The following is a 23,576-nucleotide window of genomic DNA, read 5'->3' as shown; positions in this document are numbered from 1 at the left end:
CAAGGCTGCGTTCATTGCATGTCACCTCGGCACATACATGTGCTCTCTATGTCGAGGCTCAGTCTAGAAGCCTATACGAAGGTGATAAGTCGCCTTGGCAGCCAGCCTGATGACCGTGCGAGTCAGTGGCACGAACGGTCAGATCAACTTCATCAAAAGCGGCGCCGCCAGCAGGTTGAGCAGCCCGGTCAGGACCATGACCAGGCCGGCCACCGAGCCCTCCTCGCGGCCGACCTCCTGGGCCCGGCTGACGCCCGCACCATGGGCGCCGACGCCGAACAGCGCGCCCCGCGCCAACGGCGTGCGCAGTGGCAGCCAGCGCAGCAGGATGCCGCCGAACATCGCCCCGAGCACGCCGGTGAACATCACGAACACCGCCGTCAGTTCCGGCACGCCGCCCAGGTCCTGGGCCACCGGCATGGCAAACGGCGTGGTGATCGAGCGCGGCAGCAGCGACAGGCTGACCGCATCGTCCAGCGCCAGCAGGTGCGCCAGCGCCCAGGAACTGCCGATCGAGGCCACACTGCCGGCCAGCATGCCCACCAGCAGCGCCGGCCAGTGGCGCGCCAGCAGTGCCCGCTGCTGCCAGATCGGCACCGCGAAGGCGACGGTGACCGGGCCCAGCACGCCCATCAGCCAGTGGGTGTTGCGGGCATATTCGGCGTAGGCGGTGTGCAGCGGCACGGCCACCGCCAGCAGCAGCGCCGGCACCAGGATCAGCGGCGACAGCAGGTAGCGCCCGCTGCGCCGGTACAGCCAGCGGCTGCCCAGGTAGGCGCCCAGGGTCAGCGTCAGCCAGAACAGCGGCATGGGTTCAAGGCTCATGGCGCAACCTCCAGCGGCACACCAGTTCCACGGTCAGCGCGGTAACGACCATAACCAGCAGCGTGCTCAGGGCGATCACCAGCAAGATGCGCCAGCCTTCGCTGCGCAGCAGGCTGCCGTAGTCCAGCAGGCTCATCAGCGCCGGGATGAAGAACAGCAACATCTCGGCCATCAGCCAGCCGGCGCCCAGTTGCAGGGTGGCCGGCTTGAGCACGCCGGTCGCGAACAGCACCAGCAGCAGCGCCAGGCCCATCACCCCGGCGGGGATCGGCCAGGCCAGCCAGGCGGCCAGCTGGCCACCGATCAGGAACAGGCCCAGCAACACCGTCAGCTCGGCGAGCAGGCGCAGGGTTTTCTTCAGCAATTCAGGATTCATGGCGGGGTTCCTCGACAACGTGCCCATTGTAGAAGTCGCGCACCTAGGCCAGAAGCGAATTGTTAGACTGACAGCCATTCCAGAATGGAATCGAGCGATCATGGAATTCAAACAGCTGCGCAGTTTTATCGAGGTCGTCCACAAGGGCGGCTTCACCCAGGCGGCGACCACCCTGCACATCAGCCAGTCGGCGGTGAGCAAGCAAGTCGCCCAGCTGGAACAGGCTATCGGCCAGCCCCTGCTGGAACGTCAGGGTTCGCAATTGCTGCTGACCGCCGCCGGGCGCATCGTCCTGGAGCGGGGCGAGGCGCTGTTGCGCCAGCGCCAGGAGCTGCAGAGCGAACTGGACGACCTCAGCCAGATGGCCCGCGGCGAGCTGCGCCTGGGCCTGCCGCTGCTGGGCAGCGACGCGTTGTTCGCCGGGTTGTTCGCCGAGTACCGGCGGCGGCATCCGAACATCTCGATCCAACTGCTCGAAGGCGGCAGCCGCATGGTCGAGCAGGCGGTGAGAAGCGGCGAGCTGGAACTGGGCGGCAGCCTGACGCCGAGCGATCCGGCGTTCGATTACCAAGCCTTTTGCAATGAGCCGCTGGAGGCACTGCTGCCCGCCGGCCACCCGCTGGCCGGGCAAGCCGACGTCGCCCTGGCGCAACTGGCCGACACGCCGTTCCTGCTGTACCAGCGCAGCTTCGTGTTGAATGATCGGTTGCTCAGTGCCTGCCAGCAGGAGGGTTTCACGCCCAGGGAAGGCGGACGCAGCGGCCAGGCGGACTTTCTTGCCGCGCTGGTGGCGGCCGGGCAAGGCGTGGTGTTGCTGCCGGCGATCGTCGCGCGGGCGCTGGAGCGGCCCGGGGTGGTGCGTTTGCCGTTGCGGGCGCCGGAACATCTGCGCTGGGATATCGCCTTCATCTGGCGGCGCGGGGCTTACCTGTCGCGGGCAGCGCAGGCGTGGCTGGCGTTGTTGCGCGAACATTCAGCCATTCGTTGAGGCGACCGGCCCTATCGCGGGGCAAGCCCGCTCCCACGAGCATCATGCAGCTTTCGTGGGAGCGGGCTTGCCCCGCGATAGGACCGGTCCAGGCAACATCAGCCTTCAAGGGCAGCCACAAACTCCGCCAACCACGGCTCGGCATCGGTCTCCGGCGTCACCGTCTCGCTGGCATCGAGCCGCAGCATCGGCAGCACCTCGTTCACCCCCAGTTCGGCAAACAGCTCGCGCATCTGCTCGCCGCCGCCGCAGTAGGTGTCGCCATAGCTCGAGTCGCCCAGGCCGATCACCGCCCCCGGCAATCCGCGCCAGGCCGCCGGCAGCACGTCGCGAATGGTGCTGTACAGCGGCATCAGGCTGTCGGGCAGTTCACCCATGCCGGTGGTCGAGGTCACTGCCAACAACGCATCCGGGGCAAAGCCCTCGATGTCCTGCAGGGTGGCGCGGGCGGCGTGCCAGGCTTCAAGGCCGGCGGCCTTGAGCAGCGACTCGGCGTGACGGGCGACTTCTTCGGCGGTGCCGTATACCGAACCGGAAATAATGGCGACTTTCATCGGGTGAGGATTCCGAAACTGAGTGAAAACGTAGGATACTAGCACTCGACAGTGGCAAAAGGCCGCCTATGCCTAAAGTCACACACTTCAGGATTATCCGACGAATGACCGGAACGAAGCGTATTGCCCACTGTCCACCACCGTGAAGAAATCGCCCTTACCGATCGCCCCTTCGAGTTCGACCATGCAAGCAGACGCCCTACTCTCCCAGGACGAACTGGATTTCATCCAGGACATGCAGCATTCGCCCCAGCTGAACCTGGCCGACCCCATGTCGAGCCTGCTGGTCAATGGCGACCGTCGTCTGAAGGACCTGCTCACCCGCCTGGTGGCCAACGAGCAGGTGACCCTGCAGGCCAGCTTCAACAACCAGCAACTGAGCTTCCCCCTGCAACTGGTCGAGGACGAATTCCACGCCCTGCACCTGCAACTGGGCTCGCCGGACATCTACGAGGACGGCCCGATGCTGCGGCCCTGGCGCCTGTCGCTGGAGCGGCCGAGCGCCCTGCTCGACGACCATGGCCAGGCCAGCGACCTGTGGGTGCGGGACATCTCGTTCAAGGGCGTGCTGCTGGAAGTCCGTGGCCAGCGCGAGGCGCCGTCCCGCTTCAAGTTGCGCTTCGCCGCCGCGGATATCCCGCCGATCGGCCTGCACGGCGTGCTGCGCCGACGCATCGGCCCGCGCCTGGCCGCCTATGACCTGTCACATAGCCCGGCCGAAGAAATCGAACGCCTGCGCGAGTACATCCTGCAGGCCCACCGCCAGGCTCACCCCGAGCTGCACGCCCAGGCCCCTGCCGCCTTCTGACGACCGTCCAGCCGCTGAAACTGACCGGTCATGCGTGTTCGCGCATAATCTGCGCCCGATTCTTGCAAGCACGCCTGCGCCGCCCACCACCCCGGGCCGCATGCCAAGGGGCCGGCTACCCGCCAGCCCCGTCGCCAGGAGATACACGATGTCTACCCCACCCGTCACCTTGATGGTGTCGCGCCGCGCCGCCTGTGGCCGCTACCAGGACCTGCTGGCCTGGCTGCACGAAGGCGAGCAGCTGGCCACCGACTTCCCCGGTTACCTGGGCTCGGGCATCCTCGCGCCGCCGGCCGAGGCCGATGAATTCCAGATCATCTTCCGCTTCACCGACGAGCAGACCTTGCACGCCTGGGAGCACTCCGCCTCGCGCCGGACCTGGCTGGAGCGCGGCGACGGCCTGTTCGAACGCCCCAAAGAGAGGCGTGTGAGCGGCATCGACGACTGGTTCGGCACCAATACGGTGCAAAAACCGCCACGCTGGAAACAGGCCACGGCCATCTGGCTGGCGTTCTTCCCGGTCTCGCTGCTGTTCAACTTGCTGTTCGGCCACTGGCTGGCAGCGCTGGAACTACTGCCCCGCGTGCTGCTCAGCACCCTGGCCCTGACCCCCTTGATGGTGTACCTGTTCATCCCGCTGTCCACCCGTTTGCTGGCCGGCTGGCTGAACGCCGCGCCGCAGGCCCCGAGCGACCGCCCCCAGGGGCTGCGCAGCCGCTGAGGCACGGGCTCGCAAGGCCGCGCAGTTCGGGTATGCTGGGGCATCACGCACGGACAGACGAACAGACCGCCCGCACATGAACAGCCCAATCCTCATCACCGGCGCCAGCCAGCGCGTCGGGCTGGCCCTGGCCCTGGAGCTGGCCCAGGCCGGCCATACGGTGGTCAGCGCCAGCCGCAGCCTGCATGCCCAGGCGGCCCACCCGAACATCCGGCAGTTCCAGGCCGACCTGACCCGCAGTGAAGACCGTCAGGCCCTGATCGACCACCTGCACGGCCACTACGACGGCCTGCGCGGGATCATCCACAACGCCTCGCTGTGGCTCGACGACGGCCTGGACAACCTCGACACCATGTTCCGCCTGCACGTCGAGGCGCCCTACCACCTCAACCTGGCCCTCGGCGAATGGCTGAACAAGGTGGACAAGGCCGATATCATCCACATCTGCGACGAGACCTCCTCGCGCGGCAGCAAGAGCCACATCGGCTACGCCGCGACCAAGGCCGCGCTGCAGAACATGGTGCTGTCGTTCGCCGAAAAGTACGCGCCCAAGGTGCGGGTCAACGGTATCCTGCCGGGCCTGTTGATCCTCAAGGAAGGCGGCGACGAGCAGTACCGCCAGCAGACCCTGAAAAAGGCCCTGCTCGAATTCGAACCCGGCGCCCGCCCGCTGATCGACGCCGTGCTGTTCCTGCTCGAAAGCCAGTACAGCACCGGTAGCCAGGTGGTCATCAACGGTGGCCGCCATCTGAAGAACCGCATGACCTGAAGAGACCGCCCATGACCCCGCAACAACAGCTCGAACTCGAAGCCGCCGCGTTCCGGCGCCTGGTCGACCATCTGCAGAAACGCACCGACGTGCAGAACATCGACCTGATGAACCTCTCCGGCTTCTGCCGCAACTGCCTGTCGAAATGGCTCAAGGCCGCCGCCGACGATCGCCAGATCGAGCTGAGCCTGGACGATGCCCGCGAGCAGGTGTACGGCATGCCCTACGCCGAGTGGAAAGCCCAACACCAGAAAGAAGCCAGCGCCGAGCAACAGGCGGCGTTCGAACAAGGAAAACCCCGTGACTGACCTGAACACCCTGCGCAGCAGCCTCGCCAGCGGCGAACACGTTTTCGCCGACACCCTGGCGTTCATCGCCGCGAACTACAGCTACCAGCCCCAGGCCTTCGACAACGGCGACGTGCACAATGCCGCCGGGCAGAACGAAGGCTCGTGCAAGACCCTGGGCCTGGCGCTGCTGGAAGGGCTGAGCGACCAGGAAGCACTGCTGGCCTTCGGCGAGCACTACCGCAGCGTGGTGGCCACCCCCGAGGGCAGCGACCATGGCAATATCCGTGCGCTGATCAAGCATGGTTTGGCCGGCGTGAAGTTCACCGCCCAGCCGCTCACGCGCCTGGCCTGACTTCGCGTCTCGCCCATCGCGGGGCAAGCCCGCTCCCACTGCTGGTGGGAGCGGCGGTGCGCCGATGCGACTTGCCCCGCGATGGGGCCCTCAACCGATAACGCGACCCGGCACCTGGCCCTGCAACTGCCCTTCTCGCAGCCATCCCAGCGCAATCGGCCACAAACTTTCACGAAACCGATCGTGAAAGAACGCGAAATGCCCGATCTCCTCCACCGAGATATCCACAGGCGCCACCCGCAGGTGCCGACGCTCGGCCTGCCGCAGATACCCCAACAACCTCTCGGTGGCCGCCACCGTGCCGAACGGATCGTCGGTCAAGCTGACGGCCAGGGTCGCCGCCCGCACCTGTTCGAACGGCGCCGCCTCGAGCAGGCGCCCACTGGGCCGGTGCTCGTAGCGCGGCGTGCGGGTGCTCCAGTCGTGCACCACACCAGCCGGGGTATCCTCCAGCCAGCCCAGGCGCTTGCCGGGAAAGTAGCCGAACACCCGGGTCAACAGCGGCATCAGCACATGCCATTTGCCGAACAGCTGCCAACGCTGCTCCGCCGCGTAGTCACGCCAGTAGGCGAACTGCGCCCCCACCAGCACCGCATGGCGCACCTGCGCCGCCGACGGCGCCAGCCCCAGCGCCCAGCCGCCGAAACTGTGGCCGACCACATGCACCGGCTGGCCGGGATGCTCGGCGACGGCCAATTGCAGCATCGCCTCGAAGTCCAGCCGCCCCCAGTCGCTCCAGGACGCCTGGAAGCCGCGCAGCGTGGCCGGGCGCGATTCGCCGATGCCGCGGTAGTCATAGGTGAGTACGTCGAAGCCCTGGGCGAACAGGTAGTCGGCGAATCGCGAGTAGTAACGGCAGCGCACCGAGGTGGCGGCGTTGATGATCACCAGCGCTCGCCCGGGATCGGGCTCGGCGTGGCGCCAGCGGAATCCGCCGAGGCTGTAGCCGTCGGCGGCGACATGACGAAAGGCACAGGCGGGTTGGGTGAGGCTGCTCATGGCGCGCTCCCTGCGGCGTCGCGCCATGCTGGCGGACGGGCTGTTGTCGTGCGCCCACGCTAGCAAAAAAATCGGTGGCTGTACCGGCCCTATCGCGGGGCAAGCCCGCTCCCACGCTACCCTGCCCAGTTCAGGGTAGCGTGGGAGCGGGCTTGCCCCGCGATAGTTCAAGCAGTCGGCAGGGCCCGCGCCACACCCGGCTTGCGCAGCACCGCCAGGCGCGAGCCGTGGTAGCGGGTCTCGCGGAACAGCTTCCAGCGGCCAAACAGGCCATACACATGCATCACCCGACCCTGCTCGTGGTAACCCATGCGCAGGTGCAGCTTCATGGCTGGCACGTTGTGGGTCTCCACCACATCCACCACCTTGTGACAGCCTTTCTCACGCATGGCGTTCCACAGTTCGACCTGGGCGGTTACCGACAGCTCGCTGCCGAAGTAGGGCCGGGTCATTTCGCCGCCGAATTCGAAGAACTCGCCCGGTTTCACCGGGAAGGTGCAACCGTAGTAGTGCTTGTCGTGATAGTCGAGCACGCTGGCCCAGATGAAGGCCACGGCGTCGCCCTGCTCGTCCAGGTACATGTGCCCGGTGTGCCCGGCGGCGGCCAGTTCGCGCATGGTCTCGACGCGGTCGCCGAAATACGCGGCGAAGGCGTCGGCGTTGGCGGGGGTGATCTGCACCAGGGTGACCGGCGTGTGGGCCTTGAGGCTGTGGGGTGGCACTGGACTGATCAGGTCGCGCTCCATCCACAGCAGTTCCCAGTGGAAGAACACGTAGCGTTCGAACAACGTCTTGAAGGTGCGCTTGAGGCCCTTCTGGCGGATGCGTTCTTGTAGTTTTTGCAGTGCGCCCATTGCTCCCTCCCTGGCCCCGGCGGAATTGCAAGGCCAATAGCTGGGGTATAGATCAGGCGGAGGGTGCCCATGGCAAAGGGCCATTGGGTGATTTGTTTCAGAATATTAACAAGTCGTCGGCGGGAACCGCGCAGCCGTCATCAACGGCTGCGCGGTCAAGGACTTGCTTACAGCTCGATGCAGTCGAACCGTACGTCGGTCGCCACGTCTTCGTCGTAGTTGACGTCAGCGCGCTCGAAGCCGAACAGGTTGAGGAACTGCTTCTTGTAACCAGCGTAGTCGGTCAGCTCGAACAGGTTCTCGGTGGTCACCTTCGGCCACATCGCACGGCAGGCGTCCTGCACGTCATCACGCAGTTCCCAGTCGTCCAGACGCAGACGGCCTTCGTCGTCCAGGGCAGCCGGCGCACCGTCCGCACGGTACATGCGCTCACGGAACATGCGGTCCAGCTGGTGCTGGGTACCTTCGTGGATACCCTTCTCCTGCATGATCTTGAAGACCATCGACAGGTACAGCGGCATCACCGGGATCGCCGAGCTGGCCTGGGTGACCACCGACTTCAGTACGGCCACGTTGGCACTGCCACCGACTTTCTTGCCCAGGCGCTGGGCGGTTTCGTCCAGGTCCTGCTTGGCCTTGCCCAGCGCGCCGTCCCAGTAGATCGGCCAGGTGATGTCGGAGCCGATGTAGCTGAAGGCCACGGTGCGGGCCTGCGGCGCCAGCACGCCAGCGGCGTTCAGGGCGTCGATCCACAACTCCCAGTCCTGGCCGCCCATCACGGTGACGGTGTCGGCGATTTCCTGCTCGGTGGCCGGCTCGATGCTGGCCTCGATGATGGTGTCCTTGTTGGTGTCGATGGCGGTCGACTTGTACGGCTGACCGATTGGCTTCAGTGCCGAACGCACCAGCTCACCGGTCTGTGGCAGCTTGCGCACCGGCGAGGCCAGGGAGTAGATCACCAGGTCGACCTGGCCGCCCATTTCGTTCTTGATCAGCTCGATGACCTTGGCACGGGCTTCGTCGGAGAAGGCGTCACCGTTGATCGACTTGCTGTACAGGCCTTCGGCCTTGGCGAACTTGTCGAATGCGGCGGCGTTGTACCAGCCGGCGGTACCGGGCTTGGTCTCGGTGCCCGGCTTTTCGAAGAACACGCCCAGGGTATCGGCCTTGAAGCCGAACGCCGCGGTGATGCGCGCGGCCAGGCCGTAGCCGCTGGAGGCGCCGATCACCAGGACTTTCTTCGGACCATCCTCGCGCACGCCCAGCTTGCGGGTGGCTTCGATCTGGTCACGGACGTTGAGCTCGCAGCCCTTGGGGTGAGTCGTGGTGCAGATGAAACCGCGAACCTTGGGATGAATGATGGCCAATGTCTGTACCTCGTCAGGTTTAGGCTGGGGCAGCACCCGGATTCGGGGCGCTGCCGTTTGATCTAGAGGGTGAGACTACCCTCGCGGGATATCCGACACATATTACGGGGTGATTCAAAATCCTCGAACATTTTGTAGGAGCGGCCTTGTGCCGCGAAAGGGCCGCGAAGCGGCCCCGGCAATTTCAGCGATCTTCCGAAATCTGGGGCTGCTGCGCGGCCCTTTCGCGGCGCAAGGCCGCTCCTACAGGGACGGTGCTGGCTGCAAGGCTTCGCGCAACCATGCCAGGAACTGCCGCGCCAACGGATCCTCCTGGCTTTCCCAATGCACCAGGCAGCTCCACACCGGCCCGCGTACACGCTGTGCCGACAAGGGTCGCAAACGTCCCTCGTCGACCATCCGCTGCGCCAGCAGCTGACTGACCAGGGCAATCCCCAGCCCCTCGCCCGCCGCCTCCAGCAGCAGCCCCGGGTCGGAGAAATTCAGCCCCTTGCCCTGCTGCCCTACCTCCTCGCCGCCCTCCAGCTGCCAGTGGCTCCAGTCCATCTCGCGCTCGCCGTGCAAGGTCGTGCGCCCGGTCTCGGATAATGTCGGGTGACAAGCCGGATACAGCGTGTCCTGGTGTAGCACAGTGAAGCTGCATTCAGCCTGCGGGCCGATATCGTCGCGAATCGCCAGGTCGATGGTCTCGCTGGCCATGTCCGGCACCTCGAAGCTGGTGAACAGCCACAGGTCCACGTCCGGGTGACACCGGTGGAAATCCGCCAGGCGCGGTAACAGCCAATGCCGGGCGAAGGCCGGGGTGGTATTGACCACCAGCTGGTTGGGCTTGCGGTATTGGTCGAGACGACGAATCCCCACCGCCAGCTGCTGCAGCAAGGCCTGGGTGGTGCTGAGCAGGTCATGCCCGGCATCGGTCAGGCTGACACTACGCCCGCTGCGATGAAACAAGGGCTGTTCCAGGTAGCTTTCCAGGCTGCGGATCTGCTGGCTGATCGCCGACTGGGTGAGGTTCAGGGCCTCGGCGGCCTTATGGAAGCTGCCCAGGCGGGCGGCGGCTTCGAAACCACGCAGGGCGTTGAGCGGGGGCCAATGCTTGAGCATGCTGATAAGCCTGACTAATCAGAAATACGCTAAATCTATCGTTTGTCGCGCCACTTTCCCAGCCATAACATGGGCAGCAACACCCGCGACGGCGGGCTTCGTTGATAAAAACCCCTAATAGATCGGAGTTCACTATGACCCTGTCCCGCGACAGCGGCTGGCGCATGCCTGCCGAATGGGCCCGCCACGCCGCCACCTGGATGATCTGGCCACACAACAAGCCGCTGTGGGAGTCGGGCTGGGGCGTGACCCTGGCCGACGTGCAGCGCGACTATGCCCGCGTGGCCGCCGCCATCGCCCGCTTCGAGCCGGTGAAGATGGTGGTCGATCCTTCGGCCATGGCCATTGCCCGCGAACTGTGCGGCCCCGGCATCGAGCTGGTCGAACTGGCCGTGGACGACAGCTGGTGCCGCGACAGCGGCCCGACCTTCCTCGTCCACCCGCAACAGGGCGTGGCCGGCCTGAGCTGGCGCTTCAACGCCTGGGGCGACAAGTCCGAGCATGGCAAGGACCGCAGCCTGGCCCGGCGCATCCTCGACCACCTCGGCCTCGAAGGCCTGAGCACCCCGCTGTGCAACGAAGGCGGCGCCATCCACGTCGACGGCGAAGGCACGCTGATCACCACCGAGTCGGTGCTGCTCAATCCCAACCGCAACCCGGGCCTGAGCAAGGCCGACTTCGAGGACTGCTTCGCCCGCCTGCTGGGCATCCGCAAGACCATCTGGCTGCCGGGCGACCCGCAGTACGTCACCGGCGACATGACCGACGGCCATGTCGATGGCGTGTGCGCCTTCGCCCGCCCCGGCGTGCTGCTGGTGGACGCCACCCACGACCAGGGTTCGGTGTACGCCGAAGTGGCCCGCGAGAACCGCCGCGCCCTGGAACTGGCTACTGATGCCCAAGGCCGCTCGTTCGAGCTGCTCGACCTGTACGAGGCCACGGCGGCCGTGGACACCGAAGCCGAGGTGTTCTGCGCCTCCTACACCAACTTCTACCTGGCCAACGGCGCGGTGATCATGCCGGCCTACGGCATCGACGCCGACCAGGCCGCCGCGCAGCAGCTGGCCCTGGCCTTCCCCGGCCGCGAGGTCGTGCCGGTGCGCATCGACCACATCGCCCACGGTGGCGGCGGCATCCACTGCATCACCCAGCAGCAGCCAGCGTGGCAGGGGGCGCGGCCATGAGCACCTTGCGCATCGCCACCACGCAGATGGCCTGCAGCTGGGACCTGGCCGCCAACCTCGACCGTGCCGAGCAGCTGGTGCGAGAGGCCGCCGCCCAGGGCGCCCAGGTGATCCTGCTGCAGGAACTGTTCGCCACCCCGTACTTCTGCATCGAGCAGTGCCACAGCCACCAGGCCCTGGCCCAGGACTACCACGACAGCCCGTTGCTCAAGCGCTTCGCCGCCCTGGCCAAGGAGCTGGGCGTGGTGCTGCCGCTGAGCTGGTATGAGCGCGCCGGCAATGCCTTCTTCAACTCGCTGACCGTGGCCGACGCCGACGGCCGCCTGCTGGGCATCTACCGCAAGACTCACATCCCCAACGCCATCGGCTATCAGGAGAAGGAGTACTTCAGCCCCGGCGACACCGGCTTCAAGGTCTGGGACACCGCCTTCGGCCGCCTGGGCATCGGCATCTGCTGGGACCAGTGGTTCCCCGAGACCGCCCGCTGCCTGGCGCTGATGGGCGCCGAGGTGCTGCTGTTCCCCACCGCCATCGGCTCGGAGCCGGGCGCCGCCGAGTTGGATTCGCGCGACCATTGGCAGATGGCCATGCGTGGCCACGCCGCCGCCAACCTGCTGCCGGTGGTGGCCGCCAACCGGGTCGGCCACGAGGTCGCCCGTAGTGACGACAACCTGTCGATGCACTTCTACGGCTCGTCATTCATCTGCGACCACAAAGGCGCCATGCTGCAAGAAGCCGACCGCGACAGCAGCGGCGTGTGGCTGCACGACCTGGACCTGGAACGCATGCGCGAGGACCGCCTGACCTGGGGCATCTACCGTGACCGTCGCCCCAGCATGTATGCGCCGCTGATGACCCTCGACGGCCGTACCCCACAAACCGCGAGGGCCTGAACCATGCCAAGCCGTCCATCGAAACTGCTCGCCATCGCCGCCCTGGTGGCCTGCGCCGGCGCTGCCCAGGCCGAGCAGGAAGCCCTGCGTCTGTACAACTGGGCCGACTATTTTGCCGAGGACACCCTCAAGCGCTTCACCGCCGAAACCGGCATCCCGGTGATCTACGACGTCATGGACGGCAGCGAAGTGCTCGAGGCCAAGCTGATGTCCGGGCGCAGCGGCTATGACCTGGTGTTCCCCGGCGACACCGTGGCCGAACGGCTGATGCGCGCCGGCAGCCTGCGGCCGCTGGACCGCCAGCAACTGACCGCGCTGGATGACATCGAGCCCGGCCTGCGCCAGCTGCACGAGCGCTATCCCAAGGCCAGCCAGGCCACCGTGCCCTACACCTGGGGCACCATCGGCCTGACCATGGACGCGGCGAAGATCCGCGAGCGCATGCCCGACGCCCCGCTGGACAGCCTCGACCTGCTGTTCAAACCGGAGCTGGCGGCCAAGTTCGCCGACTGCGGCATCTCGATGATCGACTCGCCCGACGAAGTGCTGGCCGTGGTCCTCCACTACCTCGGTCGCGAACCACGCAGCGCCAAACGCGAAGACCTGGCCGCCGCCAGCGAACTGCTCAAGGGCATTCGCCCCTATGTGCGCAAGCTGCAGTCACAGCCGGTCACCGAGCTGGTCAACGGCAACACCTGCCTGTCGCTGGGCTACAGCGGCGACGTGATCCAGGCACAGCGCACCGCCGAGGCCGCCGGCAAGGCCATCGACTTCCAGTACCGCGTGCCCCGCGAAGGCACCACGGTGTGGATGGACACCATGGCCATCCCCGCCGACGCCAAGCACCCGGAATACGCCTATCGTTTCATCAACTTCGTCATGCGCCCGGAGAACATGGCCGCGATCAGCAACTTCACCGGCTACCCCACCGCCAGCGCCAAGGCCCGCCCATTGGTGGACGCGCGCCTGCGTGACAACCCGGACATCTACCTCGCCGATGCCACCTACACCCGGCTGATCCCGGGCAAGGACATCCCCCAGGCCGACATGCGTGCGCGCATGCGCGTCTGGACCCGTTTCAAGACTGCACAGGACTGACCCCATGCCCACTCGCCGTACCTTCCTCCAGCAAATGAGCGTCGTCGCCGGCCTCGGCGCCGCCGCCAGCTTTGGCCTGCCGTTCGGCAGCAACAGCGCCCGCGCCAGCGAGGCCGGTCGCTGGTTCATGCCCGACGAGGGTGAACCGCACCAGCGCGCCTACATCGCCTTCGGCGCCCAGGACGCCATCTGGGAAGACTTCACCGAAGACGTCCAGGCCGCGCTCGGGCGCATCGCCCGTGCCATCGCCGCGTTCCAGCCGGTGACGGTGTTCTGCCGCGCCAGCGAGCGCGACATCGCCGAGGAGGAATGCGGCAGCCACAACATCACCTATGTCGAGACCGAGCTGGACGATATCTGGATGCGCGACATCGGCGCCAACTTCGTGGTCGACGACGATGGCGCGCTGGGCGCGGTGGACTTCAACTTCAACGGCTGGGGCGGCAAGCAGCAGCACCGCTACGACGCCAAGCTGGCAGCCCGCGTCGCCAAATTGGCCGGTGCCCAGTACCAGCGCAGCGAGCTGGTGGGCGAAGGCGGCGGTATCGAAGTGGACGGCCATGGCACCGGGATCATGACCGAGAGCAGCTGGATCAACAGCAACCGCAACCCGGGTTGGAGCAAGGCTCAGGTCGAGGCGGAGCTGAAGGAGCGGCTGGGGCTGCGCAAGATCATCTGGCTGCCGGGCATCAAGGGCAAGGACATCACCGATGCACATGTGGACTTCTACGCGCGCTTCGCGGCGCCCGGCGTGGTGGTGGCGAACCTGGACAACGATCCGGACTCGTACGATCACGAAGTGACCCTTGAGCACCTGGAAATCCTGCGCAACGCCACCGATGCCGATGGCCGCAAGTTGCAGGTGCACACGATGTCGCCACCGCTCAAGCCTCGGCGCAGCAAGTTCAGCGAGGACAATCCGGACTTCGCGGCGGGGTATATCAACTACTTCGTCATCAATGACGCGGTGATCGCGCCGCAGTTCGGTGACCGCAGTGCCGACGAGAAGGCGCGGGCGTTGCTGGTGAAGCTGTATCCGGGGCGCAAGGTGGTGCAGTTGGATATCGATGCGATTGCGGCGGGTGGGGGCGGGATTCACTGCGTGACCAACCAGTGCCCGGCGGTGTAGGCACGATTGCCGGGGCTGCTGCGCAGCCCTTTCGCGGCACAAGGCCGCTCCTACAGAGAAAACGCTATCTCCTGTAGGAGCGGCCTTGCCGAGGCGTCGGACCGGCCGGAAAGGGCCGCAAAGCGGCCCCACTTTCACGGGTCCTCGGTAGACCTGCGCCGCCCCGTCACCATCGACCACGGCAGGTTCTCGCGCAGTCGCACGCTCTCCACCAGCGCCGCCAGCAGGTGCACGCAGACCAGCGCCAGCAGGCCATCGGCCAGCCAGCTGTGCACGGTTTCCAGCCACTCGGCGCCCCACAACGCATCCACCTCCAGCATCATCCAGCCGGTCAGGCCCAGGCTGGCGATGCCGGTCATCATCAGCACCATCACCAGCGCGCCGATCGGCGTGTGCCCCAGGCGGTGATAACGCTCACCGCGCCACAGCGCCCGGGCATGGCCCAGCAGCCGCGCAGGCGTCGGCCAGAAGTCCGCCCAGCGCGCACTGCGCGGCCCGACGAAGCCCCACGTCAGCCGTATCACCAGGCACACGCAGGCGTAGTAACCCAGCCACTGGTGCCAGTCGTCACCGGCCTCGTTGAAGAAATAGTCGCCGAAGAACACCAGCGCGAGCGACCAGTGACACACCCTGAGCAACGGGTCCCACAGCCGCACGCTGGCGGTCACTTATGGTACTCGGTCTTGACCGCCTTGCCCGTCACCGGGTCGTGGTAGATCTCGACCTTGCGGCCGTCCTTGTCGAACCCGTAGATCTCGTAGCAGTTGCCCTTGGTGACCTGGAATTTGTTGATCTTGTAGCCCTGCTCCTTGAGCTGGTCCTGGAACTTGTCGGCATCCTGCCAGGTGCCGCGATCGGCGGTGGTGCACTCTGTCTTGGCGAACGCACCGGCACTGGCGAGCAGCAGGGTGATGGCGAGCACTGAACGGCGCATGAATGGACCCCTTCTGGTTGGTGGGAACCAGCCAAGCTTAGCCCGCCCGATTGAAGGCACCGCCGCAAGCCAATCATTCATTTGAATTTCAGATCAATGGCAAAGAAAAACAAACTTCTCAAATAAGCCCCGGGCGGGGATGCTGTGAGGATCACGCCCGCATCCCGGAGAACAACAATGAACGAAGTCGTCATCGTCGCCGCCACCCGCACTGCCATCGGCAGTTTCCAGGGGGGCCTGGCCAACGTCTCCGCCGTGGAGCTGGGCGCCGCCGTGATCCGCCAGCTGCTGGCCCAGACCCAGCTGGACCCGGCCCAGGTCGACGAAGTGATTCTCGGCCAGGTGCTCACCGCCGGCGCCGGCCAGAACCCCGCCCGCCAGGCCGCCGTGAAGGCCGGCCTGCCCTTCGAGGTCCCGGCGCTGACCCTGAACAAGGTCTGCGGCTCGGGCCTCAAGGCCCTGCACCTGGCCACCCAGGCCATCCGCTGTGGCGACGCCGAGGTGGTGATCGCCGGCGGCCAGGAGAGCATGAGCCTGGCGCCCTACGTGATGCCTTCGGCGCGCACCGGCCAGCGCATGGGCCACGGCCAGTTGATCGACAGCATGATCACCGACGGCCTGTGGGACGCCTTCAACGACTACCACATGGGCATCACCGCCGAGAACCTGGTGGACAAGTACGCCCTCACCCGTGAACAACAGGACGCCTTCGCCGCCGAGTCGCAGCGCAAGGCCGTGGCCGCCATCGAGACCGGGCGTTTCAAGGACGAGATCACCCCGATCCACATCCCGCAGAAAAAAGGCGAGCCGCTGGTGTTCGACACCGATGAGCAACCCCGCCCCGGCACCACCGCCGAATCCCTCGGCAAGCTGCGCGCCGCGTTCAAGAAAGACGGCAGCGTCACCGCCGGCAACGCCTCCAGCCTCAACGACGGCGCCGCCGCGGTGCTGCTGATGAGTGCCACCAAGGCCAAGGCCCTGGGCTTGCCGGTGTTGGCGAAGATCGCCGCCTACGCCAGCGCCGGCGTGGACCCGGCGATCATGGGCATCGGCCCTGTGTCGGCGACCCAGCGCTGCCTGGACAAGGCCGGCTGGCAATTGGCCGATCTGGATTTGATCGAGGCCAACGAAGCCTTTGCCGCCCAGGCGCTGGCGGTGGGCAAACAGCTGGAATGGGATGCGGCGAAGGTCAATGTCAACGGCGGCGCCATCGCCCTGGGCCACCCGATCGGCGCCTCGGGCTGCCGGGTGCTGGTGACCCTGCTGCACGAAATGATCAAGCGCGATGCGAAGAAGGGCTTGGCGACCCTCTGCATCGGCGGCGGTCAGGGCGTAGCCCTGGCAATCGAGCGTTAATTCTCGCCGCCTGAACCTCAGCCGTCGCCTGGCACTGGCTTGAACCGGTGCCCGCGGCGGCGCGCCTCAGTCCTCCAGCAGCGTACAGGCCATCACCAGCGCGTCTTCGCGCCCGCCCGCCACCGGATAGTAGTCTCGACGCCGGCCGATCTCGTTGAACCCATAGCGCTCATACAGGCGATAGGCCGACTGGTTGCTGGCGCGCACTTCGAGGAAACACTCGCGGCCATTGAGCTGGTAGGCCCGCGCCATCAGGTGCTCGAGCAGGCGCAGGCCCAACCCGCAGCCCTGGTTTTCCGGCTTGACGGTGATATTGAGCAGGTGCGCCTCGTCGATGATCACGTTGATCACGCCATGGCCGACCTGCTGCTGGCCAACGAACATCAGCCACACTTCATAGGACTTCAGCGCATCCAGGAAGATGCCGCGGGTCCAGGGGTGGCTGAAGGCGGCATATTCGATCTTAAGCAGGGCATCCAGATCCGCCTCGGTTGCCGGGCGGAAACTGATCGAGTCACTCATTCAACGCTCTTCCAGCGCGCCATCAGCCGGCGCATGGCTTTCCAGACGTCCGCCTTGCGTTGCGGCTCGTCCATCAACAGTTCAAGGCCGGGCAAGGCCCAGGCGTTGCCGAGCAGGTCGACCTCGAGTTCTTGGTAGTAGGCTTCGGCATCGGCCTGGCCGGCGAAGCGGATGGCCGGCAGGCCGAGCAGCCACAGGCAGGTGCACGGCGCCTCTTCCAGGCGCGCGGCGATGAAACCCTGGACGAAGTCGCGGGCGGCGTCCGGGCCCTGGTCCATGTTGCCGCGCATCAGCAACGGCCAGCGCACCGGCTCGCCGATGATCTGCGGGGCATCCGGCAGGCCGGCGGCACGCAGCATGTCCTTGAGCAGCAGGTACGACGGGTCGCGGCTCTGGAACGGCTGGCCGGTGGCCAGTTCGACCAGCAGCAGGCAACTGCCAGCGCGCAGCAACTGCAGGGCGAAGCGCGGTGGCGGCACCGGCGCCGGGCGTGGCGCGGGGGCCTCCTGCTCGGCCTCGACCGGCTTGGCGGCCGGTTTCGGCGCGCTGCCCGGGCGCGGGATTTCGATTTTCGGCCGCTCGGCGCGCGCCTGGGGGGCCACCGGGGTGGCGCTCGGCGCAGGCGCGGGGGCGGCCGGACGCACCTCGAAGTCGAGGTCCTCGACCGGCGCCACCGGCAACAGCAGCTCCGGCCGCGACGGGGCGGCGAACGGCAGTTCAGCGCGCGGCAGCCAGTGCACCACTTGCATGGCGGACAGGTAGGCGCGGCGGCGGGACTCGATCAGCAAGGCGCGGGTATCCGGGGATAGACGAAACAGTCGGGCATTCTAACGCCGTTGCCCAGGATGCGCCGCAACAGATTATCGGCCATCGCGGGGCAAGCCCGCTCCCACGCCTTAATGCAGGTGTGGGAGCGGGCTTGCCCCGCGATGGGGCCGGTAAATCCCCCCTTGAGCCTCAGGGTTGTCCCCATAACAGACCAAGGGGTGAAATCCTCCCCCCCGGATGCAGTACAATCGCCCCTTTTATTTGGCAACGAGTCGACCCGCCAATGATCGAACCCAAGCGCGTCCTGCGCGCCCTAGCCGAACACTGGGCCCTGATCGAGCCGCTGTGCGAGCGCTTCGACCAGGGCACCCTGAGCCTGGTCGAGCTGCGCCAGCAGCTGGCCCGCCAGCAGGTGGAAAGCACCCCGCAGGACATCACCCAGCTGCTCGACGTGTGGATCCGCCTGGACATCCTGGTCCCGGTGGCCAAGAGCCCGAACCGTTTCGAGCTCAACGCGCAGATCCACGATTTCCTCGCCTACCTGCGCCGCGAACACCGGCTGGGCCTGTGCCTGGAGATCGAGGCTTACCTGCGCCACCTGGAACGCCTCGCCGGGCATATCCAGGACGCCTTCGACAACCGCGACAGCGACGACCTGGCGCGCCAGCTGCGCCTGCTCGACATGCGCGTGCGCGACGTGTTGAAGAAGCTCGACAACGACGAACAGGCGCTGGTGGCCGTGGCCGAGCGGGCCAAGACCAGCAACCGCCAGATCCCCCTGCGCCAGCGCTACGCCGAAGTGCTGGCGACCTGGGACGAGTACGTCGAACCGATGATCCAGCTGGTCAACGCCGACGGCGCCTTCGAGCAGGGCGTGCGCAAGGTCGAGACCGTGCTGCTGCGCCTTTTGGGCGAGCAGGCGCGCCTGGGCCACCTGGTCGACGACGACATGCTGCTGCGCACCCATGCGCGCATCCTCGAAATGCAGACCAGCGCCCAGCTGACCCTGCGCCACGCCCGCGAACTGCTGCTGCCGCTGCGCGAAGAAGCGCGCCGGCACAACGCCGTGACCCGTGGCGCCGCGCTGGCCTTGTCGGTGATCCGCAAGAAGGGCATCGACGCCGTGCCGCAGGCCGCCATGCCGCTGTTCACCCGCCCGCAGAGCACCTTCCTCGGCAGCGCCAGCCAAGTTGAAGCCTACGTCTACGCCCTGGCCCGCTTCGAGCCCAAGCCTGCGCGCTTCCCGAAGGCGCACAAGACCCAGAAGGGCCCGCTGCCCCGCGCCCCGCGCACGGTCAAGGAAATGCTCGAGCGCTGCGAGGACGCCCTGCCGCTGCCGGACCTGATGGTCTGGCTGCTGGAACAGGAGCCCGAGGGCGCCACCGACGAGCTGCTGTACTGGTTCTCGCGCCTGTCGCGGGAAAAGCGCTTCAGCCGCGAGCGCCTCGATCGCCAGCAATACCTCACCCGCGAACACCTGGTCAGCCTGCGCTCCTTCGCCCTGACCTCCAGCCGCGACAACAAGCCGGCGACCACGACCGAATCCACCGCGAGCCCCGTCCATGCATCTTGATCTTTCCGAACTGTCCCAGCTCGCGCCGATCTTCCGCGAGCTGTTCAAGGGCTTCCACATCAGCCGCCGCGACCCGGAGCTGTACGCCCAGCTGTCGAACTTCCAGGACCAGTACCGCACCCTGTTCAAGGCCCTGGGCTTCGAGCTGGTCTGCGACACCCGCGGCTTCTACTACTTCGTCCCCGAGCAGGCCGCCGCGCAGGTCAACAAGACCGCCCAGCGCCTGTCGCTGTTCACCTTCATCCTGGTCGAGCACCTGGCCGACCAGGGCCGCGACCCGATGGCCGTGCTCGACGGTGGCAGCATCGGCCGCGACGAGTTGCCATCGCTGCTGGACAAGTACCGCGACCTGTTCCTGCAGGCCGAAGTGCAGACCGTCGACGAGCTCGAAGAAAAGATCATGCGCCGCATGACCCAGCTGGGCTTCGCCTTCGAAGAGGGCGGCATCTACCGCTTCATGCCGCCGATGCACCGTTTCCTCGACGTGTGCCTGTCGGTCCAGCAGGACCGCGACCTGGCCGCCACCCTGCACAGCGACCTGCCGCTGCCGGTGCCCGTGCTGGTGGTGGAAGAAACCCCCGAGGAACTCAACCGCACCGACGACCCGCTCGACCTCACCCCGTTCGACGGCGAGGAAAGCGAAGAGGACGCCCTGGCCCGGGCGATCCGCGAAGAGCAACAGGAGATTGACGCATGAGCCAGGAACGCTACGGCATCCGCCGCTTCGCACTGCTCAACACCGCCGGCTACAGCCTCGGCCTGTTCCCCCTGGAACACCCGCTGTCGGTCTACGGCGCCAACAACCTGGGTAAATCGGCGTCGATCAACGCCCTGCAGTTCCCGATCCTGGCGCGCATGTCCGACATGAGTTTCGGCAAGTACAGCCTGGAACAGTCGCGGCGCTTCTACTTCGCCACCGACACCAGCTACATCCTCACCGAACTGAACCTGCCCCACGGCCCGCACGTGATCGGCGTGGTCGGCCGCGGCCCGGGCGGCGGCTTCGGCCACCAGTTCTTCGCCTACCAGGGCGAGCTGGACCTGGCCCACTACCAGAAAGACGACACCTGCCTGCGCCAGAAGGAGCTGTTCACCAACCTCGAGCGCCATGGCCTGAAAGCCTACGAGCTCAAGCCGGACGAACTGCGCCGACTGCTGGTCGGCGGCCACACCTCGGTGCCGCTGGACCTGACCCTGATCCCGCTGCGCTCGACCAGCGAGCAGAGCCTGAAGACCTTCCGCGCACTGTTCATCAACCTGCTGCACATGCGCGAGATCACCGCCGCCAAGCTCAAGCAGCTGTTCCTCGACGCCTTCGAGCACAGCCTGCGCTCCGGTAGCGTCGACTACATCGCCGCCTGCGAAGAGGCCTTCCGCGACGTGCGCCGCATGGAGGGCGACTACAACGCCCTGGTGGCCGCAGGCCCACTGGTCGAGGCCCTGGCCGGTGGCGTGGCCCAACGCGACATCCTGCGCGGCAAGCTGCACCGCATCTCGCCCTTGCTCGACAACCTGCTGGGCACCTGGCAGGAATACGCCATGGCGCGCAAGGAAGAGCTGGTGATCCAGTCCGAGCACTACCGTGGCGAGCAGGACCGCCTGCAGAACGACCAGCGCGGCGGTACCCAGGAGCTGATGCGCCTGGAGCGCGAGATTACCGGCATCCAGCGTTGGCTGGGTGAGCTGTCGGTGCTCAAGCACCGCTTCGCCCTGGTCACCGACGTCAAGGTCCTGGAGCAGCAGCTGCTGGCGGCCAAGGACGCCCACGACGAACTGGCCGGCGCCCTGGCCCAGTCGCGACAGTTCTCCGCCGAGGACCTCGACGAGCGCGTGCGCGACCTGGAAAAACGCGTCAAGGCAGTCAAGCAGCAGCTCGACCACGCCGACAACAACAGCTACGCCCGCCTGCGCGAGGAGTTCTCGCAGCAGGACGTCGACCGCCTGATGCGCCTGTTCAACGGTGCGCTGTTCAGCCTGCCGCTGGGTGACCGTGGCATCGAGCTGGACGACAGCGACGTCTGGGTGAAGACCCTCGAAGGCGTGCTCGACCGCTTCAAGGGCGAACGCTTCGAAGTGCCGGGCCTGTCCATCGACATCTCGCACATCGACCCACCCGCGCTGCAGGCCCTGGCCGACCGCGCCGCCCTGCGCGACCAGAAAGAGCGCCTGGAAAAAGAACTCAAGCAGCTCAAGACCCAGCAGGCCGTGGCCCTCGACCGCGCCGCCAGCAAGGCGCAGACCGAGGCCCTGTACCAGCAGGTGCTGGATGCGCAGAAGGCCCTGGAAGACTTCCGCCGCACCGAGACCCTGGCCGCCGAAGAGCCGGAGAAGATGGAGCAGCTGGGCCAGCTGGAAGCCGCCCAGGACGAGCTCAAGCGCTCCAGCGACGCCTTCACCGAACGCGTCCAGCAGCTGTCGGCCAAGCTGCAGCTGGTGGGCCGGCAGATCGCCGACCTCGAAGCCAAGCAGCGCACCCTGGAAGACGCCCTGCGCCGTCGCCAGCTGCTGCCGGCCGACCTGCCGTTCGGCACGCCGTTCATGGAGGCGATCGACGACTCCATGGACAACCTGCTGCCGCTGCTCAACGACTACCAGGACAGCTGGCAGGCGCTGCAGCGCGTCGACAACCAGATCGAGGCGCTGTACGCCCAGGTGCGCCTGAAGGGCGTGGCCAAGTTCGACAGCGAAGACGACATGGAGCGCCGCCTGCAGCTGTTGATCAACGCCTACTCGCACCGCACCGAGGAAGCGCTGACCCTGGCCAAGGCCCGCCGCGCCGCGGTCACCGACATCGCCCGGACCCTGCGCAACATCCGCAGCGACTACGACAGCCTCGAGCACCAGCTGGCGCTGTTCAACCGCGAGATCAACAAGCGCCAGGTGTCGAACCTGGAGAGCTTCCGCGTGGTGCTGGCACCGAACAAGGAAGCGCTCCGGCACATCGACCAGATCATCCACAGCGCCGGCCAGTACGAGGAAGGCGAAACGCTGTCGGTGTTCGACCTGACCCAGAGCGCCGAGCAGGATCACAAGAACGAAGAGGCCAAGGAATACCTGGCGCGGCTGGTGGCGGCCAACCACAACCAGCTGGGCCTGAAGGACCTGTTCGAACTGGCCTTTGAGATCACCAAGATCAACAGCCAGCCGGTGATTCACGCCGACATCGACGGCGCTGCGTCCAACGGCACCACCATGACCATCAAGGCGCTGACCAACATGTACCTGTTGCTGCACCTGATGGACCGCGACCTGGCCGGGCGCATTCGCCTGCCGTACTACCTCGACGAGGCGGCGGACATCGACGAACGCAACCAGGCGGCGTTGCTGGAGACCAGCCAGCAGCTGGGCTTCGTGCCGATCCTGGCGAGCGTGAAGCCGCAGGTGTCGGCGCGGGTGGCGATCGACCTGGAAGGCGGCAGCGGGCCGAATGGCATCTACATCGACGAGGCGGACTGGAAGTACATCAGCCGTCGCGACGAAGTGAAGGCGATCGTGCGCGAGGATGAGGCCGAGGAACTGGCCTGATTAGGTGCATGGGGCCGCTTCGCGGCCCTTTCGCGGCACAAGGCCGCTCCTACAGGGATATGCGTCCCCCTGTAGGAGCGGCCTTGTGCCGCGAAAGGAGGCCAAAGGCCTCCCAAAAATCGGGAAGTTACTGCTGTGCCCAAGGCACAATCGGAATCGCCGTCACCGCATTCTGCGGGCTGCCTTCGATCACCCGGTCGCTGTACACCAGGTACACCAGCGTATTGCGCTTCTTGTCGAGGAACCGCACCACCTGCATGGTCTTGAACACCAGCGAGGTGCGCTCCTTGAACACCTCCTCGCCATCTTTCAACTCACCCTTGAAGTGGATCGGCCCCACCTGACGGCAGGCGATCGACGCCTCGGCACGGTCCTCGGCCAGCCCCAACCCACCTTTCAAGCCACCGGTCTTGGCCCGCGACAGGTAGCAGGTCACGCCGTCGACCTTCGGGTCGTCAAACGCCTCGACCACGATGCGGTCATTGGGCCCGACAAACTTGAACACGGTGGACACCTGGCCGATTTCCTCGGCCCCGGCCAGCATCGGCAGCAGCAGCGCCGCCACGGCAAACATCCTTTTCAGCACG

General features: G+C 66.4%; 26 protein-coding genes. 14 read left to right on the top strand and 12 right to left on the bottom strand.

What is annotated here, in order from left to right; genetic code table 11:
- Positions 1-138: 138 nt before the first annotated feature.
- The gene (locus tag NMG10_RS10645) at positions 139-825 is read right to left on the bottom strand and encodes an LrgB family protein (RefSeq protein ID WP_254464315.1); all 687 of its coding nucleotides are present in this window, start codon (positions 823-825) and stop codon (positions 139-141) included.
- A complete protein-coding gene (locus tag NMG10_RS10640; RefSeq protein ID WP_203650585.1) occupies positions 815-1,201 on the bottom strand; it encodes a CidA/LrgA family protein in 387 nt (128 codons plus the stop codon). Before NMG10_RS10640 ends, NMG10_RS10645 begins: the two co-directional genes overlap by 11 nt.
- A gap of 100 nt (positions 1,202-1,301) precedes the next feature.
- On the opposite strand from NMG10_RS10640, the gene NMG10_RS10635 reads away from it, so the two are divergent.
- Positions 1,302-2,189 (top strand): LysR family transcriptional regulator, encoded by an 888-nt coding sequence (locus NMG10_RS10635; RefSeq protein ID WP_232855714.1) that lies wholly within the window; start codon positions 1,302-1,304, stop codon positions 2,187-2,189.
- Between the two features lie 98 nt (positions 2,190-2,287).
- On the opposite strand, the gene NMG10_RS10630 is transcribed toward NMG10_RS10635, so the two are convergent.
- The gene (locus tag NMG10_RS10630; RefSeq protein ID WP_232855715.1) at positions 2,288-2,743 is read right to left on the bottom strand and encodes a flavodoxin; all 456 of its coding nucleotides are present in this window, start codon (positions 2,741-2,743) and stop codon (positions 2,288-2,290) included.
- Positions 2,744-2,927: 184 nt separating this feature from the next.
- Between NMG10_RS10630 and NMG10_RS10625 the strand changes: the two genes are divergently transcribed.
- The 5 genes from NMG10_RS10625 to NMG10_RS10605 all read left to right on the top strand — a co-directional run bounded on the left by NMG10_RS10625 (position 2,928) and on the right by NMG10_RS10605 (position 5,683).
- Positions 2,928-3,551 (top strand): hypothetical protein, encoded by a 624-nt coding sequence (locus tag NMG10_RS10625; protein WP_203650579.1) that lies wholly within the window; start codon positions 2,928-2,930, stop codon positions 3,549-3,551.
- 148 nt (positions 3,552-3,699) lie between these two features.
- Positions 3,700-4,272, top strand: a complete 573-nt coding sequence (locus NMG10_RS10620) for an antibiotic biosynthesis monooxygenase (RefSeq protein ID WP_232855716.1) — start codon at positions 3,700-3,702, stop codon at positions 4,270-4,272.
- Positions 4,273-4,348: 76 nt separating this feature from the next.
- Positions 4,349-5,041: a dihydromonapterin reductase gene (gene folM / locus NMG10_RS10615; protein ID WP_203650575.1), complete on the top strand. Its 693-nt coding sequence runs from the start codon at positions 4,349-4,351 to the stop codon at positions 5,039-5,041.
- Positions 5,042-5,052: 11 nt separating this feature from the next.
- Positions 5,053-5,349, top strand: coding sequence for a DUF1244 domain-containing protein (locus tag NMG10_RS10610; RefSeq protein WP_050706872.1), 297 nt, complete (start codon positions 5,053-5,055; stop codon positions 5,347-5,349).
- Positions 5,342-5,683 (top strand): HopJ type III effector protein, encoded by a 342-nt coding sequence (locus tag NMG10_RS10605; protein ID WP_203650564.1) that lies wholly within the window; start codon positions 5,342-5,344, stop codon positions 5,681-5,683. The genes NMG10_RS10610 and NMG10_RS10605 overlap by 8 nt, the downstream gene beginning before the upstream one ends.
- A gap of 90 nt (positions 5,684-5,773) precedes the next feature.
- On the opposite strand, the gene NMG10_RS10600 is transcribed toward NMG10_RS10605, so the two are convergent.
- From NMG10_RS10600 to NMG10_RS10585, 4 genes are all read right to left on the bottom strand, one after another.
- Entirely contained in the window at positions 5,774-6,682 is a 909-nt protein-coding gene (locus tag NMG10_RS10600; RefSeq protein WP_232855718.1) for an alpha/beta fold hydrolase, read from the bottom strand.
- Positions 6,683-6,849: 167 nt separating this feature from the next.
- A complete protein-coding gene (locus NMG10_RS10595) occupies positions 6,850-7,536 on the bottom strand; it encodes a GNAT family N-acetyltransferase (RefSeq protein ID WP_232855719.1) in 687 nt (228 codons plus the stop codon).
- Positions 7,537-7,703: 167 nt separating this feature from the next.
- Positions 7,704-8,903 (bottom strand): enoyl-ACP reductase FabV, encoded by a 1,200-nt coding sequence (gene fabV / locus NMG10_RS10590; protein ID WP_232855720.1) that lies wholly within the window; start codon positions 8,901-8,903, stop codon positions 7,704-7,706.
- A 243-nt stretch (positions 8,904-9,146) separates the two neighbouring features.
- Complete coding sequence (locus NMG10_RS10585) at positions 9,147-10,007, bottom strand: LysR substrate-binding domain-containing protein (protein WP_203650556.1); 861 nt, start codon at positions 10,005-10,007, stop codon at positions 9,147-9,149.
- 134 nt (positions 10,008-10,141) lie between these two features.
- On the opposite strand from NMG10_RS10585, the gene NMG10_RS10580 reads away from it, so the two are divergent.
- From NMG10_RS10580 to NMG10_RS10565, 4 genes are read left to right on the top strand one after another with little or no spacing between them, the layout of a single operon-like run.
- Positions 10,142-11,191 (top strand): agmatine/peptidylarginine deiminase, encoded by a 1,050-nt coding sequence (locus NMG10_RS10580; RefSeq protein WP_234562978.1) that lies wholly within the window; start codon positions 10,142-10,144, stop codon positions 11,189-11,191.
- Positions 11,188-12,084 carry an N-carbamoylputrescine amidase gene (gene aguB, locus NMG10_RS10575; RefSeq protein WP_254464314.1) on the top strand — a complete coding sequence of 299 codons (897 nt, stop codon included), beginning with the start codon at positions 11,188-11,190 and terminating at the stop codon, positions 12,082-12,084. Before NMG10_RS10580 ends, aguB begins: the two co-directional genes overlap by 4 nt.
- A 3-nt stretch (positions 12,085-12,087) precedes the next feature.
- On the top strand, positions 12,088-13,182 hold the full coding sequence (locus NMG10_RS10570; protein WP_232855723.1) for an extracellular solute-binding protein: 1,095 nt from the start codon (positions 12,088-12,090) through the stop codon (positions 13,180-13,182).
- A 4-nt stretch (positions 13,183-13,186) separates the two neighbouring features.
- On the top strand, positions 13,187-14,311 hold the full coding sequence (locus NMG10_RS10565) for an agmatine/peptidylarginine deiminase (RefSeq protein WP_254464313.1): 1,125 nt from the start codon (positions 13,187-13,189) through the stop codon (positions 14,309-14,311).
- Positions 14,312-14,445: 134 nt separating this feature from the next.
- On the opposite strand, the gene NMG10_RS10560 is transcribed toward NMG10_RS10565, so the two are convergent.
- On the bottom strand, positions 14,446-14,979 hold the full coding sequence (locus NMG10_RS10560) for a cytochrome b/b6 domain-containing protein (protein WP_254464312.1): 534 nt from the start codon (positions 14,977-14,979) through the stop codon (positions 14,446-14,448).
- Positions 14,976-15,245, bottom strand: coding sequence for a PepSY domain-containing protein (locus NMG10_RS10555; RefSeq protein ID WP_234562974.1), 270 nt, complete (start codon positions 15,243-15,245; stop codon positions 14,976-14,978). Before NMG10_RS10555 ends, NMG10_RS10560 begins: the two co-directional genes overlap by 4 nt.
- A 177-nt stretch (positions 15,246-15,422) precedes the next feature.
- On the opposite strand from NMG10_RS10555, the gene NMG10_RS10550 reads away from it, so the two are divergent.
- A complete protein-coding gene (locus NMG10_RS10550; protein ID WP_254464311.1) occupies positions 15,423-16,601 on the top strand; it encodes an acetyl-CoA C-acetyltransferase in 1,179 nt (392 codons plus the stop codon).
- 66 nt (positions 16,602-16,667) lie between these two features.
- On the opposite strand, the gene rimI is transcribed toward NMG10_RS10550, so the two are convergent.
- Together rimI and NMG10_RS10540 are read right to left on the bottom strand one after the other, a co-directional pair.
- The gene (rimI, locus tag NMG10_RS10545) at positions 16,668-17,123 is read right to left on the bottom strand and encodes a ribosomal protein S18-alanine N-acetyltransferase (protein WP_050706883.1); all 456 of its coding nucleotides are present in this window, start codon (positions 17,121-17,123) and stop codon (positions 16,668-16,670) included.
- A complete protein-coding gene (locus NMG10_RS10540; RefSeq protein ID WP_234562972.1) occupies positions 17,120-17,911 on the bottom strand; it encodes an energy transducer TonB in 792 nt (263 codons plus the stop codon). Before NMG10_RS10540 ends, rimI begins: the two co-directional genes overlap by 4 nt.
- 263 nt (positions 17,912-18,174) lie before the next feature.
- Here NMG10_RS10540 and mksB point away from each other — a divergent pair, with 263 nt between their 5' ends.
- The 3 genes from mksB to mksF are packed head-to-tail and all read left to right on the top strand — an operon-like array spanning position 18,175 to position 22,989.
- Entirely contained in the window at positions 18,175-19,464 is a 1,290-nt protein-coding gene (gene mksB / locus NMG10_RS10535) for an Mks condensin complex protein MksB (protein WP_110735926.1), read from the top strand.
- Positions 19,454-20,161 carry an Mks condensin complex protein MksE gene (gene mksE, locus NMG10_RS10530; RefSeq protein ID WP_011532174.1) on the top strand — a complete coding sequence of 236 codons (708 nt, stop codon included), beginning with the start codon at positions 19,454-19,456 and terminating at the stop codon, positions 20,159-20,161. Before mksB ends, mksE begins: the two co-directional genes overlap by 11 nt.
- Entirely contained in the window at positions 20,158-22,989 is a 2,832-nt protein-coding gene (mksF, locus tag NMG10_RS10525) for an Mks condensin complex protein MksF (RefSeq protein WP_203650533.1), read from the top strand. The genes mksE and mksF overlap by 4 nt, the downstream gene beginning before the upstream one ends.
- A gap of 127 nt (positions 22,990-23,116) precedes the next feature.
- On the opposite strand, the gene NMG10_RS10520 is transcribed toward mksF, so the two are convergent.
- Positions 23,117-23,563: a CreA family protein gene (locus NMG10_RS10520; RefSeq protein WP_186713018.1), complete on the bottom strand. Its 447-nt coding sequence runs from the start codon at positions 23,561-23,563 to the stop codon at positions 23,117-23,119.
- Between the last annotated feature and the right edge of the window lie 13 nt (positions 23,564-23,576).

The organism is Pseudomonas sp. DVZ6 (assembly GCF_024259445.1).
GTDB classification, from domain to species: domain Bacteria; phylum Pseudomonadota; class Gammaproteobacteria; order Pseudomonadales; family Pseudomonadaceae; genus Aquipseudomonas; species Aquipseudomonas peradeniyensis.
This window is presented reverse-complemented; position numbering and strand designations above follow the sequence as displayed.